This window comes from Streptomyces sp. HUAS 15-9, assembly GCF_025642155.1.
Classification (GTDB): domain Bacteria; phylum Actinomycetota; class Actinomycetes; order Streptomycetales; family Streptomycetaceae; genus Streptomyces.
This window is the reverse complement of sequence record NZ_CP106798.1, coordinates 4707999-4722796: the sequence shown is the minus strand read 5'-3', so window position 1 is coordinate 4722796 and position 14798 is coordinate 4707999. Positions and strand designations below refer to the sequence as shown.

The following is a 14798-nucleotide window of genomic DNA, read 5'->3' as shown; positions in this document are numbered from 1 at the left end:
CTACGGGATCAGCCCGTGTTCCTGGAGGTAGTCCATCTGCGCCCGCACCGACAGCTCCGCCGCCGGCCACAGTGAGCGGTCCACGTCGGCGTAGACGTGGGTGACGACCTCGGAGGCGGTGCGGTAGCCGTCCTCGACGGCCGTCTCCACCTGGGCGAGGCGGTGGGCGCGGTGGGCGAGGTAGAACTCGACGGCGCCCTGGGCGTCCTCCAGGACGGGGCCGTGGCCTGGCAGGACCGTATGGACGCCGTCGTCCACCGTGAGCGACCTCAGACGCCTCAGGGAGTCCAGATAGTCGCCCAGACGGCCGTCGGGGTGCGCCACGACCGTCGTACCGCGGCCGAGGATCGTGTCACCGGTCAGCACCGCACGGTCGGCCGGAATGTGGAAGCACAGGGAGTCCGCGGTGTGGCCGGGCGTCGGTACGACCCGCAGCTCCAGGCCGCCGACCCTGACCACGTCCCCGGCGGCCAGCCCCTCGTCGCCCAGCCGCAGCGCCGGGTCCAGCGCGCGCACCTTCGTGCGGGTCAGCGATGCGAAGCGGGCGGCGCCCTCCGCGTGATCGGGGTGGCCGTGGGTGAGCAGGGTGAGGGCGATGCGTCTGCCGGCCTTCTCGGCCGTGTCCACGACAGCGCGGAGGTGGTCCTCGTCCAGCGGGCCGGGGTCGACGACGACGGCCAGGTCGGAGCCGGGCTCCGCGACGATCCAGGTGTTGGTGCCGTCCAGGGTCATCGCGGAGGCGTTGGGCGCCAGGACGTTGACGGCCCGCTCGGTGGCGGGACCGGAGAGGACTCCGCCACGGGGCTGGCCGGGGAGGGCTGCGGCGTCCGTCATGCGGAAGCTCCTTCCGGCGCCGCCGTCCGTGTGCCGCGCCGGCCGGCGGCCGACGCGACGATCAGCGGCTCGCGCAGCTCCGCGGGGGATACGCGGGAAGCTGCGAGAAATACGTGGGGAATCGATTCTCCACCCCCGGACCGGCAGGGCGGAGCCGCGCCGTCCGTCATGCGGGGCCTCCTCCTGCCGGAAGGTTCGGGATGTGCTTGGTGAACTCGTCGTGGCCCGGCCAGGACAGGACGATCTCGCCGTCCACCAGGCGGGCGCGGGCCAGGACGGGAGTCATGTCGCGCGCGGGAGCGGCGGCGAGCGTCTCGGCGGCGGTGGCGTGCGGGGCCAGTTGGCGCAGGGTCGCGATGGTGGGCGGCATCATCGTCAGCTCGCCCTTGTCGTAGGAGTCCGACGCCTCCTGAGGGCGGATCCACACCGTGCGGTCGGCCTCCGTGGACGCGTTCCGGGTGCGCTGGCCCTCCGGGAGGACGGCCACGAAGAACCAGGTGTCATAGCGGCGGGACTCGAACTCGGGGGTGATCCAGCGGGTCCAGGCGCCCAGCAGGTCGGAGCGCAGGACCAGTCCGCGGGAGTCCAGGAACTCGGCGAAGGACAGGTCGCGGGCGACCAGGGCGGCGCGGTCCGCCTCCCAGTCCTCGCCCGTGGTGTCGCCGACCACCGAGTCGGGGTCGGGCCCGGCGAGCAGGACGCCCGCCTCCTCGTAGGTCTCCCGGACGGCCGCGCAGACGACGGCCTGGGCGCCGCGCTCGTCGACGCCGAGCCGCTCGGCCCACCACGCGCGCGTGGGGCCCGCCCAGCGGATCTGGTGGTCGTCGTCCCGCGGGTCGACGCCGCCGCCGGGGTACGCGTACGCGCCTCCGGCGAAGGCCATGGAGGCGCGTCTGCGCAGCATGTGGACGGCCGGACCGGCAGTGGTGTCCTTCAGGAGCATCACCGTCGCCGCGCGCTTCGGGGACACCGGGGTGAGGGTGCCTTCCGTCAGCGCACGGATACGATCCGGCCACTCCGGGGGATACCACTGCCCATTAGCCATGGGCGGAGGCTATCCCGATGTGCGCGAATGTTCGAGAGGGGCCAGTGAGCAGCGCCTTACGGCACCAGCTCGACCTGGATCTCCACCTCCACCGGCGCGTCCAGCGGCAGCACGGCGACGCCGACCGCGCTGCGCGCGTGGACGCCCTTGTCGCCGAGGACGGCACCCAGCAGCTCGCTCGCGCCGTTGACGACGCCGGGCTGCCCGGTGAAGTCGGAGGCCGAGGCGACGAAGCCGACGACCTTCACCACGCGCGCGACGCGGTCCAGGTCACCGGCGACGGACTTCACGGCGGCCAGGGCGTTCAGCGCGCAGGTGCGGGCCAGGTCCTTGGCCTCTTCCGCGGTGACCTCAGCGCCCACCTTGCCGGTGACCGGAAGCTTGCCGTCGACCATCGGCAGCTGTCCGGAGGTGTAGACGTACACGCCCGATTGCACGGCCGGCTGGTAGGCGGCCAGCGGCGGCACGACCTCCGGCAGGACAAGACCGAGTTCGGCCAGCTTGGCCTCGACGGCGCTCACGACTGCTTCGCCCGCTTCAGGTAGGCCACGAGCTGCTCGGGGTTGTTCGGGCCGGGCACGACCTGGACGAGCTCCCAGCCGTCCTCGCCCCAGGTGTCCAGAATCTGCTTCGTGGCATGGACGAGCAGCGGCACGGTTGCGTATTCCCACTTGGTCATGTGGCCGACTGTAGCCCCTGTTATCCACAGCCTCCCGCGTGGCCCGTCCGCGGACTGGTTAGTCTCGAATACGTGAGCAGGCTCCAGGTCGTCAGCGGCAAGGGCGGGACCGGAAAGACGACGGTCGCCGCTGCCCTCGCGCTGGCCCTCGCGACCGAGGGGAAGCGGGCGCTTCTCGTGGAGGTCGAGGGTCGGCAGGGCATCGCACAGCTCTTCGAAACAGAGGCGTTGCCCTACGAGGAACGAAAAATCGCCGTGGTTCCCGGGGGCGGGGAGGTGTACGCACTGGCCATCGACCCCGAACTGGCCCTTCTGGACTACCTCCAGATGTTCTACAAACTGGGCGGGGCGGGCCGGGCCCTGAAGAAGCTCGGCGCCATCGACTTCGCGACCACCGTCGCGCCCGGCCTGAGGGACGTACTCCTGACGGGCAAGGCGTGCGAGGCGGTGCGACGCAAGGACAAGAGCGGGCATTTCGTATACGACTACGTCGTCATGGACGCCCCGCCGACCGGGCGCGTCACCCGATTCCTCAACGTCAACGACGAGGTCGCGGGACTCGCGAAGATCGGCCCGATACACAATCAGGCACAGGCCGTGATGCGGGTGCTGAAGTCACCCGAGACCGCGGTGCACCTGGTCACGCTCCTGGAGGAGATGCCGGTCCAGGAGACCGCGGACGGGATCGCCGAACTGCGGGCCGCGCGGCTGCCGGTGGGCCGGGTCATCGTGAACATGGTGCGGCCCGAGGTGCTGGACGAGGCCGACCTGGAACTCGTACGGACCGTGCCGCGCACCGCCGTAGCACAGGCGCTGTCCGCCGCCGGGCTGGGCGGGGCACGCCGCGGCGGCAAGGCCGAACAGCTGGTGGACCCGCTGCTGGACCAGGCCGCCGAGTACGCCGAGCGGTACGCGCTGGAGCACGAGCAGCGCGCCGTCCTCGGCGAGCTGGACCTGCCGCTGCACGAACTGCCGCTGCTCGCCGAGGGCATGGACCTGGCGGGCCTGTACGAACTCGCCACCGAGCTGCGGAAGCAGGGGATGTCATGAGTCCGGACCCGGACCCGGCCCAGGCGCAGGACACCGGCCGCCACCGCCTCTCCCCCGCGCGCGTGCTCGATGTCGACCCGCTGCTCGACGACCCGAAGACCCGGATCGTGGTGTGCTGCGGCTCGGGCGGTGTCGGCAAGACGACGACCGCGGCGGCTCTCGGGCTGCGGGCCGCCGAGCGCGGCCGGAAGGTGGTCGTCCTCACCATCGACCCGGCCCGGCGGCTCGCCCAGTCCATGGGCATCGACTCGCTGGACAACGTCCCGCGCCGGGTCAAGGGCACCGACGGCGACGGCGAACTGCACGCCATGATGCTCGACATGAAGCGCACCTTCGACGAGGTCGTCGAGGCGCACGCGGACCCCGAGCGGGCGGCCGCGATCCTGGCCAACCCCTTCTACCAGTCGCTCTCGGCGGGCTTCGCGGGCACGCAGGAGTACATGGCGATGGAGAAGCTGGGGCAGCTGCGGGCCAGGGACGAATGGGACCTGATCGTGGTCGACACGCCGCCCTCCCGGTCGGCGCTGGACTTCCTCGACGCGCCCAAGCGGCTCGGGTCCTTCCTGGACGGGCGGCTGATCCGGCTGCTGACGGCCCCGGCGAAACTGGGCGGACGCGCGGGGATGGCCTTCCTCAACGTCGGCATGTCGATAATGACCGGCACGCTGGGCAAACTGCTGGGCGGTCAGCTGCTGAAGGACGTCCAGACGTTCGTGGCCGCGATGGACACGACCTTCGGCGGGTTCCGTACCCGCGCGGACGCGACGTACAAGCTGCTGCAAGCGCCCGGCACGGCGTTCCTCGTGGTGGCGGCCCCGGAGCGGGACGCGCTGCGCGAGGCGGCGTACTTCGTGGAGCGGCTGGCCGCGGAGGACATGCCGCTGGTCGGACTGGTGCTCAACCGCGTCCACGGCAGCGGCGCCGACCGCCTGTCGGCCGAACGTGCGCTCGCCGCCGCGGAAAATCTTGAAGAGCCCCGCATTGTGGATCAGGGGGGCGGGAAAGCTGGACTTCGTAACTCTCCCGACACGTACGGCAGTTCAGACTCTCCCGCTGTCGAAGCGCCGGCTCCCGCCGAAGGCTCCCCCGCCGTCACGGACCCGGAGCGCACAGTCGACCAGCTCACCGCAGGCCTGCTGAAGCTGCACGCCGAGCGCATGCGGCTGCTCTCCCGCGAGCAGCGCACCCGCGACCGCTTCACCGCGCTCCACCCCGAGGTGGCGGTGGTGGAGGTGGCCGCACTGCCCGGCGATGTCCATGACCTCACGGGACTGCGGAACATCGGGGAACGGCTTGCGGCCGGACGGACGGAGCTGTCCTAGGCCTTGGAGCGCTGGAGGCCTGAGCCTTGGAGCCCTATAGGCACGCCCGAGCCGCACCGGTCGAGCAGATGGCGGGCCCTGCCCCGAGCGCACACGCGACGACCCCTGGACCTGGGCGCGTGCCGCATGAGGCATGCCGTAGCCGCTTCCCATGACATACGACACACGCCACATGCAACCTATGCCACATAACCGGACATACCACACACACCGCTTCCCATGACGCGTGCCCGGCATGGCCCGAGGTGCCCTGGGTGTAGACCCGAGGGGAGGCCCTCAGCTCACCGCCGCGTAGTTCTCGTACACCTCATCGCTGTCGAGAGGCACGATCCCGGCCCCGCGTTCGTACTCCAAGCGCGCGGTCTCCAGGAGCCTGCGCCACGATGTCACGGTGGGCCGCCTGCGCAGCAATGCGCGGCGCTCCCGCTCCGTCATGCCTCCCCACACGCCGAACTCGACGCGGTTGTCCAGCGCATCGGCCAGACATTCGGTGCGTACCGGGCATCCGGTGCACACCGCCTTGGCCCTGTTCTGCGCTGCTCCCTGAACGAACAGTTCATCCGGATCGGTAGTGCGGCAGGCAGCCTGCGCACTCCAGTCGGTTACCCAGCCCATACCGGCGCCGTCCTCTCCCGAATCGAGGCTCCCCCACGGCGGCAGCGGCATATTCACCGCCGCCAGTTGAGGACGTTACGGAAGGTGGGCACAGCGCAACACCCCCTTCGGGCCCAATCTTGAATGGCCCGAACGGACTATGGGTTAACGGCAGATCACCCGCGGGAGTGAGCTGGCGACATGCGTGATCATCCCGGCAAACCGGGACAGCTGTGGTACGTCACAACGGACGTCGGTTGACACACAAGGCGGATTCGGACACGCCGCCCATAAAAAATTTGGGCTACCTCCGGAACGATTCGGGGTCGCCGGACGTATTGATACGTGGCCGCACTGCTGTGACAGTTGAGAGCAGCTTAGGCCAAGGCATATACGCGTGTCCGGCGAATGAGAACGTAGGCGCCGCACGCTGTCCACGGCCCGGCGCGGGCCGTCGGCCCGGGATGTCGCGAATGTCACCCATGTCACGATCCGGCACTCGAACATCCCGACAGACACCCGCTCCACCGGATCGCTCATCTCTACGGATTAGGCTGCCCTCATGCCAAAGAAGCGCTCGGGTGGTGGCCTCTCGGCAACGCAGCAGGCCGCCAAGTTCCTCGGTGTCAGTGTCCTCGCGGGAGCCGTGATGGCCGGCATCGCGCTGCCCGCTGCCGGAGCGCTCGGGCTCGCGGCCAAGGGCTCGGTCCAGGGCTTCGACGAGATCCCGGCCAATCTGAAGAGCCCACAGCTCAGCCAGCGGACCACCATCCTGGACGCCGCGGGCCACCAGATCGCGACCGTCTACTCCCGTGACCGCACAGTGGTGGACCTCAAGGACATCTCGCCGTACATGCAGAAGGCGATCGTCGCGATCGAGGACTCCCGCTTCTACCAGCACGGCGCGATCGACCTGAAGGGCGTCCTGCGCGCGCTGAACAAGAACGCGCAGAGCGGCGGGGTCGCCCAGGGTGCCTCCACGCTCACCCAGCAGCTGGTGAAGAACTACTTCATCGAGGAGGCCGGCGACGACCCGACGAAGGTCGCGCAGGCCACCCAGCAGACCCTGGGCCGCAAGATCCGCGAGCTGAAGTACGCGATCCAGATCGAGGAAAAGCTCGGCAAGAAGAAGATCCTCGAGAACTACCTCAACATCACCTTCTTCGGCGAGCAGGCCTACGGCGTCGAGGCGGCCTCCCAGCGCTACTTCTCCAAGCACGCCAAGGACCTCAGCCTTCAGCAGGCCGCGCTGCTGGCCGGCATCGTCCAGTCGCCCAGCCGCTACGACCCGGTGAACGACGAGGCGGAGGCCACCAAGCGCCGCAACACCGTCCTGCAGCGCATGGCCGAGGTCGGCGACATCTCCCAGCAGGAGGCCGACGCGGCCAAGGAGAAGCCGCTCGGGCTGCACGTCAGCCAGCCCAAGAACGGCTGCATCACCGCGAGCAAGGGTGCCGGCTTCTTCTGCAAGTACGTGGAACACGTCTTCCTCAACGACCCGGTCTTCGGCAAGACCAAGGAGGCCCGGGCCAAGATCTGGAACCGCGGCGGTCTGACGATCCGTACGACCCTCGACCCGCAGTCCCAGGCATCGGTCCAGGCCTCGCTCAAGCAGCACGTCGAGAAGTCGGACAAGGTGGCCGCGGCCGCCACCCTGGTCGAGCCCGGCACCGGCAAGATCCTGGCCATGGGCCAGTCGAAGCCGTACGGCTACGGCAAGAACGAGACCGAGTACAACTACTCGGTCGACCGTGACATGGGCGGCTCCAACTTCGGCTTCCCGACCGGTTCGACCTTCAAGCCCTTCGTGGCCGCGGCCGCCATAGAGGGCGGCAAGCCGGCGACCCAGGAGTACCCGTCGCCGTACAAGATGCCCTATCCGAGCCCGGTGCAGGCGTGCAACGGCAAGCAGTGGGTCAACGACAGCAACTACACCGTCGAGAACGAGAGCGAGTCGGAGAAGGGCCCGTACGCCATGAAGGAGGCGATGGCGAAGTCGGTCAACACCTACTTCGTGCAACTCATCTCCGACATCGGTCTGTGCCCGGTGGTGAAGATGACCGACGCGCTGCACGTGGTGCAGGGCGACGGCAAGAAGCTCCCCGAGGCGCCGGCCATCGCGCTCGGTTCCAAGGGCATCTCCCCGCTGACGATGGCCAACGCGTACGCCACCTTCGCCGCCCGCGGCATGTACTGCACGCCGATCGCCATCGAGTCGATCACCCAGAAGGCCGGCAACGAGCAGAAGTCCCTCCCGGTGCCGAAGTCGACCTGCTCGCGCGCGATGAGCGAGAACACCGCCGACACGGTCAACACGCTGCTGCGCGGCGTGGTCGACTCCGGCACGGGTCAGCAGGCCGGCCTCACCGACCGCGAGAGCGCCGGCAAGACGGGTACGACGGACGAGCGCAAGAACGCCTGGTTCGTCGGCTACACGCCCAACATGGCCGGCGCCGTCTGGGTCGGCAGCGCCCGGCAGAACGTGAAGATGGTCAACATCACCATCGGCGGCGTCTACCGCCCCCTCGTCTACGGCGGCGAGGTCCCCGGCCCGATCTGGAAGGACGCCATGACCGGCGCCCTCCAGGGCAAGCCGGCCGAGTCCTTCAACCTCGTCGACATCCCGGACAGCAACGACAACGGCGACGACAACGGAGACGGCCATGGGCACGGCCGTGGCCACGGTGGCGACAACGGCGGCTTCATCGGCGGGATCATCGGCGGCCTGACGGACGGCGGTACGACGGCGGGCACGGCCAACGGCGGCACGAACGGCGGCCCGCTCCCGGCGCCCACCCTCTCCCTCCCGGGCAACTTCATCCAGGGGCAGAGCAACGGGGGAAGGAAGACCGGCGGGACGCACGGCTGAGGCCGACGCCGTCGGATTCGCAGACAGAACGGGACCGACACAACGGAACCCACACAGCGGGACCGCACCCGGGCAGAAGCCCACGGTGCGGTCCCGTTGCCGTGCCGTATGCCGTATGCCCGGCTTCAGCCCTGCAGCAACTTCTTGACCGCGGCGGCGACACGGCCGCCCTCGGCCTGGCCGGCCACCTTGGGGTTCACGATCTTCATGACGGCACCCATGGCCCGCGGCCCCTCGGCGCCCGCGGCCTTCGCCTCCTCGACGGCCTGGGCGACGATCCGCTCCAGCTCCCCGTCGGACAGCTGCTTGGGCAGGTACGCGGCGAGGACCTCGCCCTCCGCCTTCTCCCGCTCGGCCTGCTCGGGACGACCACCCTGGGCGAAGGCGTCGGCCGCCTCCCGGCGCTTCTTGGCCTCCTTGGTGATCACCTTGAGGACCTCGTCGTCGGAGAGCTCGCGCTTCTCCTTGCCCGCGACCTCCTCCTTGGTGATCGCGGCGAGCGTCAGCCGCAGCGTCGAGGAGCGGAGCTCGTCGCGCTCCTTGATCGCGGCGTTGAGGTCGTCGTGCAGCTTCGACTTGAGCGTGGTGGTCATGGCGTCGATTGTCGCAGGTACGGAAGGCCGGACGCCTGCCGATTTAGCCGGGACCCGGTCGGCGTCACGAGAACCGCCCCCGCCGCCGAATCGGACGGGGGCTTGGGCGACAGGCGGTCCCTGGGCCACCGTGCGGTCTGACACGATGGTTGTATGCGCGCTCGATACGGAGTACCCCTGGGAATCGCGGCGGTCGGCGCCGCCGGTGTGTTGTATGCGGCGGGGTTCGAGGCCCGCTCCTTCCGGCTCCGACGGGTGACCGTCCCGGTCCTGCCCGCGGGCATGCGCCCGATGCGCATCCTCCAGGTCTCCGACATCCACATGGTGAGCGGTCAGCGCAAGAAGCAGCGCTGGCTGCGCTCGCTGGCGGGCCTGCGACCGGACTTCGTGATCAACACCGGCGACAACCTGTCGGACCAGGAGGGCGTCCCCGAGGTCCTGGACGCCCTCGGCCCCCTGATGGAGTTCCCGGGCGCGTACGTCTTCGGCTCCAACGACTACTACGGCCCCAGCCTCCGCAACCCGGCCCGCTACCTGCTGGAGAAGGCCAGCGGCCACCACGGCCTCAACGGCAACCCGCCGGTCGTGGGCGCGATCCACAACCCCTGGGAGGACCTCCGCGACGGCTTCGACGCGGCGGGCTGGCTGAACCTGACCAACACGCGGGGTGTGCTGAAGGTCGAGGGCGTCTCGGTGGAGCTGACGGGCCTGGACGACCCGCACATCAAGCGCGACCGCTATCTGCAGGTGGCCGGCGGTCCCTCGGGTATGTCCGACTTCTCGATGGGCGTGGTGCACGCGCCGTACCTGCGAGTGCTGGACTCGTTCACGGCGGACGACTACCCCCTGGTCCTGGCCGGCCACACCCACGGCGGCCAGCTCTGCATCCCCTTCTACGGCGCCCTGGTCACCAACTGCGACCTGGACACGGACCGCGTGAAGGGCCTGTCCACGCACACGGCGGAGGGCCGCACGTCGTACCTCCACGTGTCGGCGGGCTGCGGTACGAACCGCTACACGCCGGTACGGTTCGCCTGCCCACCGGAGGCGACGCTGCTGACGCTGGTGGGCCGGGAGTAGTCGGCCGGGGGCCGGGAGCAGTCCGTAGTCCGTAGTCCGTAGTCCGTAGTCCGTAACCAGTAACCCACCCGGCCCCGCCCATATCGCCCCTTTTATACGCTTTGCCTAGCGTGAGGGCATGACCGCCCCGATACCCAGGGACATCCCGGACCTCCCCGCGGTCCCGCGCAAGCCCAGACTGCTGCCCTCGCATGTACCGGCCACGGCGGTGGTACCCCCCTTCCCCCGCCCCCTGGCCGCGGTATTCCGCCTCCTTACGGCCCTGGCGGCGGCCACGGGCGTAACCCTGGAGCTCCTCCTGGGCAGCCCGACCCGGGCGATGAGCTACTTCAGCGTCCAGGCCAATGTCCTACTGGCGCTGGTGTTCCTGATCTCGGCCCGCCGCGCGTGGTCGGCCCGCCGCCCCATACCGTCCGCCGTGACGGGCGCCGTGCTCCTCTACGCAGTGATCTCGGCCCTCGCCTACCACCTGCTGCTGGCCCACACGACGCCCCCGTTCTCCATGACGGGCGCGACGACGCCACCGGCGCCCTGGCACGGCGAGTGGCTCGCCGCCCAGCTCCTCCACAAAGCGGCCCCGGCCGCGGCGGTACTGGACTGGCTCCTGCTCACGGCCCCCGGCCGCCTGCACCTGCGCCAGGCCACGACCTGGCTCGTCTACCCCCTGGCCTACCTGCTCTTCTCCCTCGCCCGCGGGGAACTCCTGCTCCCCGGCACCCCCGACCGCTACCTCTATCCCTTCCTGAACGTCGACCAGCACGGCTACCGCGGCGCCCTCGCCAACGCCCTCCTCCTCGGCCTCGCCTCCTACGGCCTCGCCGTCCTCCTGACCGCCGTCGACCACGCCCGCCCGAACCCCGTCCGCCGCCGCGCCAAAACCGGATTTCGTCTCCGGCCACCGGTGGGCTAAAGTAAACGACGTCGCCGCGACAAGCAGCGACATCGGGGTGTAGCGCAGCTTGGCAGCGCGCTTCGTTCGGGACGAAGAGGTCGTGGGTTCAAATCCCGCCACCCCGACAGCTGAATAGCAATGCCAGAGGGTCCATACCGAATCGGTATGGACCCTCTGGCATTGCTGCGTGTCTAACTGCGTGACTATCGATTCCCGGGTGATTCCCGCGCGCCTACGGCGGCCAAGGGCTTCCCGAGGCCGCCACGCTCCTGCGGCTGCTGGCCTGCTACGCCCCCGAGCCGCTGCCTGTCGGCATCCTCGCGCCGGAGCAGCCGAGTGCCACCGAGCTGTCCGACGCCCAGCCGCCTCTGCCCCGGGACCGAGCGGATCAAGCCCTCCACGGGCTGCTCACCCAGAGCCTGGTGGCGCTCGTGGAGGTCCCCGGCGACGCGGGCCGTCCCGCCGTCCGCAGCGTGCAGGCGCACGCGCTGCTCCTCGACACCGTGTTCGCCCGCACCCCACTCGACCAGCGCGACGCCGTCCTCACCGCGGCAACCACACTCCTGACCCTGCTCCTCGTCCCGGCTCCGGACACCGAAGGCCGCTACGTCGACGCACAGACCCTCCGTCTCTTCCTGCCCCATGCCACCGCACTGCTTCGCCGCGCCGACGGGACCAAGAGCCCGGCAGCCCACGAGGCACTGGCCATCGTCCGCCGACTGCGGGACCAGAGCCACGACAGCGGTGACTTCGCCGCCGCGCACGCACTCGCCACCGCCGCGCACGCGGCCACGGAGAGGGAGCACACGGCCGACGCACCCCGCCCGGGCAAGCGCCCATACGTGACTCGAAGGATCCGGGCGGGCGCTCGATAGTTTTCCGGGCTGCCGCCTGGACGTCACTGATCGGCGCCATCAGGCAGGGTGCCCTCACCGGGGTGAACCGGGAGCGTCGGAACTGACGCCGCCTCGGCCGAGGCGGTGATCAGGTCAACTCCCCACTGCTTCAGCAAAGATGTACGGCAAAGGCATACGATTCTCTCCGGGCCTGCGTCCATGTGTCGCCCGTGGTCGCTACGAAGATGGTCGCGGCCGGCACCTCACGGTCGCGCGGGTGGCTGTTCCGGGGTTGCTGCGCCTTCTGTCGTGGCGATCGTCTCGCGCAGCAGATCGCGAGCCGCGGCCAGGTCGGCCGCACGGCGGTCCAGGGCATTCAACTGGGCCCGCAGGCGTTCGAGGACGCCGGGGCAAGGACGCAGGGCAAGGCCGTCGGCGGCGCATGGGAGGACCTGGCGGATGATCCGTGTGGGAAGGCCGGCGGCGAGCAGTCCGCGTATCTGCCGAACGGTCTCCACGGTGTCGTCGGCGTATTCGCGATATCCGTTGGCACGTCGGTCCGACCGTATGAGCTCGACGCGCTCGTAGTAGCGCAGCAGGCGTTCACTGACTCCGGTACGGCGTGACAACTCCCCGATCAGCACGCGCTCCTCCTTCGGCTTGACCTTCCAACGGTGTCAGGGCGCAACGCTGACCCGGTCGGCCGTATTCCTGGCCGTCCGCTTTCACATGGGGACAGAAGATGATCATTGACGCGCACAGCCATGTCCACGACCCGGTCGAGGAGCACATCATGCTGCTGGACGGCGCCGGGGTGGACCGGGCGGTTCTCTTCGGCACCCGGCCTCACCCGGAACGTGCGACCGACCTTGAGTCGCTGCGGCGCGAGATGGCCGCACTGGGCGAGGCGGTCGGCGGCCGGGCCAATGGGATCGAGGGGTACCGGACCGCATGGCAGGAACTGGACGCTGCGCTGGAGGCCTACCCGGATCGCTTCATCGGATTCAGGAGCGTGCCGCTCGACCTGGCCCCGCATCGGATCGCTGAGCTGATCGACCGGGACGTGGTCGGTCGTGGCCTGCGGGGAATCGGGGAACTGACGCCGCCACCCGGCCGGGCGGACCTGGTGGAGCCCGTGCTGCGGGCAGCCGCGGACCACAGCCAACTGCCCGTAGTGGTCCACGGGTTCGCGCCCACCACGGCCGAAGACCTGCGAACCCTGGCCCGACTGGCAGCCGCGTATCCGTCCGTGCCTGTGGTGATCGGCCAACTCGGGGGCCTGAACTGGATGGACGCCATCGAGTTGGTCCGGGACACGCCCAGCATGTTCCTGGAACTGTCCACGGCCAACGTGATCTTCGCCGTTCGGCTGGCCGTCCGGGAGATACCGGACCGCACCCTGTTCGGCTCGGACGCCCCATACGGTGACCCGGCACTCGCCCGTGCCACTGTCGAGCGCGTCACCCGCCCAGGTGAGGTACGCGACCAGGTGCTGGGAGGAACAGCGGCCCGGCTTCTCGGTATCGTGACGTGATCATGAGGTCCGAGGCCCTGACCAGGCTGTCGGAGCGTGCGTCACCGTAAAGGTCGGTGGCGGCTCACGGGGGAGTGACTGATTGTGTTTGCCGCTGTCTTCGGCGATGAAACGGGGTTCCTCATCGGGCTCACCGTTGTCGCCTTCGTCGTAGGACTGAGCGCGTGGGCCGTCGCCCGTCGGCGTCAAGTAGCCCATTCCTTCTGGTGGTTGCCGCTGGCGTTCTGCCTGACCGGCGTCCTCGGCGTCACCCTCGCACTACGGGGCGGTGAGTCGGGGCGGGCCGAGTGTGTGATCAACCATGAGATCACCGAGCCGCTGCACACCACGCAGGGCCTGTGGAACCTGGCGATGTTCGTGCCGCTCGGTCTGTTCGGTGCGCTGGCACTGCGCCGTCCGCTTCCCGTACTGGCCGGCGTCCTCGCGCTGCCCTGCGTCATCGAACTCGGCCAGGCCCTGGCGCCGTTCGTGAGCGGGATCTGTGACAGCGCCGATGTGGAGATGAACGCAGGCGGCGGCGTGCTCGGCGTGGCCGGTGGGCTCGCGCTGGTGCGGGGCCGTGTCGCGTGGCGTTCCTGGGCCAAGCCCACGCTGATCGCGGCCGGAGCGCTCGCCGTGGCGGGGCTGACCGTCTTCCAGACCGCGATCACCGCCTACCACGTGGACGGCTCTTCCGTGCGGGACGCGAACGACGACGAGCGCCAAGTCGCCGAGCGTGTCATCCGCGAGGCCTTCGGTGACCACTACCAGGTCGGCGCGCTTCGTGTCAGCCCCGGTCTCGACGGCTACAACGGCTGGATGTCCATCCAGATGGCGGGTGGGTTCCCCGCCCAGCTGATGTGGCCGGGCGGCCGCCAACTGAGCGTCGGCTTCGAGGATTCCGACCTTCCGACCCGGGCGAGCTTCCCCGTCCCGGGCTCGGCCACGCCCGATGACGCCCAGGGCGCCTACCTCATCGCCCGTACCTACATGAAGGCCCACTACCCGTGGGCCGAGGCGGCCACCTGGCACGAGACCCGACCGGTCGGCGACAAGGCCAAGTCGGGATGGCTCATGTCGTGGCGGTTCAAGGAACGTGGCGTGGAGATGCCGCGCAGCCTCGACGTGCAGATCAACCGCGCCGGACGCGTCTCCCGGTTGCTGGTCGACTTCGGCCCCGAGCACGTGAGGATCCCCGCCGGGCTGATCTCGGCCGACCGGGCCGAGAGGATCGTCAGGAAGGATCGGGGGAAGAGCGGCGTCAATCTCCGTGCGCTCCGGATCCGCGCGGACGTGCTGAAAGCCGAGCGGGCCAAGGGCTGGCAGGGCCCCTGGCGAGTGGTGTGGTCGGTGAGCGTCACCGACACACGGTGCAAGCCCGACGAGATCGTCGTCTGTGAACCGTCGCAGACGTCGGTCGACGCCGGTACCGGCGAGGTCTACGACGACTGAGCCGAGTGAGCCGACTGAGCCGTCTGAAGCGAGGTCGCA

At 69.7% G+C, this 14798-nt stretch carries 16 protein-coding genes and 1 tRNA gene; 10 read left to right on the top strand and 7 right to left on the bottom strand.

The window, feature by feature from the left end; translation table 11 throughout:
• The 4 genes from N8I87_RS21845 to sp36 all read right to left on the bottom strand — a co-directional run bounded on the left by N8I87_RS21845 (nucleotide 1) and on the right by sp36 (nucleotide 2558).
• Complete coding sequence (locus N8I87_RS21845; protein WP_263210942.1) at nucleotides 1-834, bottom strand: MBL fold metallo-hydrolase; 834 nt, start codon at nucleotides 832-834, stop codon at nucleotides 1-3.
• Between the two features lie 166 nt (nucleotides 835-1000).
• Complete coding sequence (locus N8I87_RS21840) at nucleotides 1001-1879, bottom strand: NUDIX hydrolase (RefSeq protein WP_263210941.1); 879 nt, start codon at nucleotides 1877-1879, stop codon at nucleotides 1001-1003.
• A 56-nt stretch (nucleotides 1880-1935) separates the two neighbouring features.
• Nucleotides 1936-2400 (bottom strand): RidA family protein, encoded by a 465-nt coding sequence (locus N8I87_RS21835; RefSeq protein ID WP_263210939.1) that lies wholly within the window; start codon nucleotides 2398-2400, stop codon nucleotides 1936-1938.
• Nucleotides 2397-2558 carry a Sp36 family protein gene (gene sp36, locus N8I87_RS21830; protein WP_263210938.1) on the bottom strand — a complete coding sequence of 54 codons (162 nt, stop codon included), beginning with the start codon at nucleotides 2556-2558 and terminating at the stop codon, nucleotides 2397-2399. Before sp36 ends, N8I87_RS21835 begins: the two co-directional genes overlap by 4 nt.
• A gap of 72 nt (nucleotides 2559-2630) precedes the next feature.
• Here sp36 and bagA point away from each other — a divergent pair, with 72 nt between their 5' ends.
• Complete coding sequence (gene bagA / locus N8I87_RS21825) at nucleotides 2631-3608, top strand: ATPase BagA (protein ID WP_263210936.1); 978 nt, start codon at nucleotides 2631-2633, stop codon at nucleotides 3606-3608.
• On the top strand, nucleotides 3605-4930 hold the full coding sequence (bagB, locus tag N8I87_RS21820) for an ATPase BagB (RefSeq protein WP_263210934.1): 1326 nt from the start codon (nucleotides 3605-3607) through the stop codon (nucleotides 4928-4930). Before bagA ends, bagB begins: the two co-directional genes overlap by 4 nt.
• A 276-nt stretch (nucleotides 4931-5206) precedes the next feature.
• Here the strand turns inward: bagB and wblA are convergent, their stop codons facing one another.
• Nucleotides 5207-5545, bottom strand: coding sequence for a transcriptional regulator WblA (gene wblA / locus N8I87_RS21815; protein ID WP_263216586.1), 339 nt, complete (start codon nucleotides 5543-5545; stop codon nucleotides 5207-5209).
• Between the two features lie 541 nt (nucleotides 5546-6086).
• Between wblA and N8I87_RS21810 the strand changes: the two genes are divergently transcribed.
• The gene (locus N8I87_RS21810; RefSeq protein WP_263210933.1) at nucleotides 6087-8393 is read left to right on the top strand and encodes a transglycosylase domain-containing protein; all 2307 of its coding nucleotides are present in this window, start codon (nucleotides 6087-6089) and stop codon (nucleotides 8391-8393) included.
• A gap of 125 nt (nucleotides 8394-8518) precedes the next feature.
• On the opposite strand, the gene N8I87_RS21805 is transcribed toward N8I87_RS21810, so the two are convergent.
• Nucleotides 8519-8986 carry a GatB/YqeY domain-containing protein gene (locus N8I87_RS21805; protein ID WP_263210932.1) on the bottom strand — a complete coding sequence of 156 codons (468 nt, stop codon included), beginning with the start codon at nucleotides 8984-8986 and terminating at the stop codon, nucleotides 8519-8521.
• Between the two features lie 153 nt (nucleotides 8987-9139).
• Between N8I87_RS21805 and N8I87_RS21800 the strand changes: the two genes are divergently transcribed.
• From N8I87_RS21800 to N8I87_RS44420, 5 genes are all read left to right on the top strand, one after another.
• The gene (locus N8I87_RS21800; RefSeq protein WP_263210931.1) at nucleotides 9140-10066 is read left to right on the top strand and encodes a metallophosphoesterase; all 927 of its coding nucleotides are present in this window, start codon (nucleotides 9140-9142) and stop codon (nucleotides 10064-10066) included.
• 118 nt (nucleotides 10067-10184) lie between these two features.
• Nucleotides 10185-10976, top strand: a complete 792-nt coding sequence (locus N8I87_RS21795) for a Pr6Pr family membrane protein (RefSeq protein WP_263210930.1) — start codon at nucleotides 10185-10187, stop codon at nucleotides 10974-10976.
• Between the two features lie 33 nt (nucleotides 10977-11009).
• Nucleotides 11010-11083, top strand: a tRNA-Pro gene (locus tag N8I87_RS21790).
• Between the two features lie 297 nt (nucleotides 11084-11380).
• Nucleotides 11381-11833, top strand: a complete 453-nt coding sequence (locus tag N8I87_RS21785) for a hypothetical protein (RefSeq protein WP_263210928.1) — start codon at nucleotides 11381-11383, stop codon at nucleotides 11831-11833.
• Nucleotides 11797-11919, top strand: coding sequence for a DUF397 domain-containing protein (locus N8I87_RS44420; RefSeq protein WP_411577384.1), 123 nt, complete (start codon nucleotides 11797-11799; stop codon nucleotides 11917-11919). The genes N8I87_RS21785 and N8I87_RS44420 overlap by 37 nt, the downstream gene beginning before the upstream one ends.
• A gap of 138 nt (nucleotides 11920-12057) precedes the next feature.
• Here the strand turns inward: N8I87_RS44420 and N8I87_RS21780 are convergent, their stop codons facing one another.
• Nucleotides 12058-12438 (bottom strand): MerR family transcriptional regulator, encoded by a 381-nt coding sequence (locus N8I87_RS21780; protein WP_263210927.1) that lies wholly within the window; start codon nucleotides 12436-12438, stop codon nucleotides 12058-12060.
• Between the two features lie 98 nt (nucleotides 12439-12536).
• Between N8I87_RS21780 and N8I87_RS21775 the strand changes: the two genes are divergently transcribed.
• On the top strand, nucleotides 12537-13328 hold the full coding sequence (locus N8I87_RS21775; protein ID WP_263210925.1) for an amidohydrolase family protein: 792 nt from the start codon (nucleotides 12537-12539) through the stop codon (nucleotides 13326-13328).
• 84 nt (nucleotides 13329-13412) lie between these two features.
• On the top strand, nucleotides 13413-14759 hold the full coding sequence (locus tag N8I87_RS21770) for a VanZ family protein (RefSeq protein WP_263210924.1): 1347 nt from the start codon (nucleotides 13413-13415) through the stop codon (nucleotides 14757-14759).
• Nucleotides 14760-14798 lie beyond the last annotated feature (39 nt).

Bases quoted from the DNA above. Each gene is read 5' to 3' on its own strand.
- N8I87_RS21845 (WP_263210942.1), bottom strand. From the start codon at position 834: ATGACGGACGCCGCAGCCCTCCCCGGCCAGCCCCGTGGCGGAGTCCTC.
- N8I87_RS21840 (WP_263210941.1), bottom strand. From the start codon at position 1,879: ATGGCTAATGGGCAGTGGTATCCCCCGGAGTGGCCGGATCGTATCCGT.
- sp36 (WP_263210938.1), bottom strand. From the start codon at position 2,558: ATGACCAAGTGGGAATACGCAACCGTGCCGCTGCTCGTCCATGCCACG.
- bagB (WP_263210934.1), top strand. From the start codon at position 3,605: ATGAGTCCGGACCCGGACCCGGCCCAGGCGCAGGACACCGGCCGCCAC.
- wblA (WP_263216586.1), bottom strand. From the start codon at position 5,545: ATGGGCTGGGTAACCGACTGGAGTGCGCAGGCTGCCTGCCGCACTACC.
- N8I87_RS21810 (WP_263210933.1), top strand. From the start codon at position 6,087: ATGCCAAAGAAGCGCTCGGGTGGTGGCCTCTCGGCAACGCAGCAGGCC.
- N8I87_RS21805 (WP_263210932.1), bottom strand. From the start codon at position 8,986: ATGACCACCACGCTCAAGTCGAAGCTGCACGACGACCTCAACGCCGCG.
- N8I87_RS21800 (WP_263210931.1), top strand. From the start codon at position 9,140: ATGCGCGCTCGATACGGAGTACCCCTGGGAATCGCGGCGGTCGGCGCC.
- N8I87_RS21795 (WP_263210930.1), top strand. From the start codon at position 10,185: ATGACCGCCCCGATACCCAGGGACATCCCGGACCTCCCCGCGGTCCCG.
- N8I87_RS21775 (WP_263210925.1), top strand. From the start codon at position 12,537: ATGATCATTGACGCGCACAGCCATGTCCACGACCCGGTCGAGGAGCAC.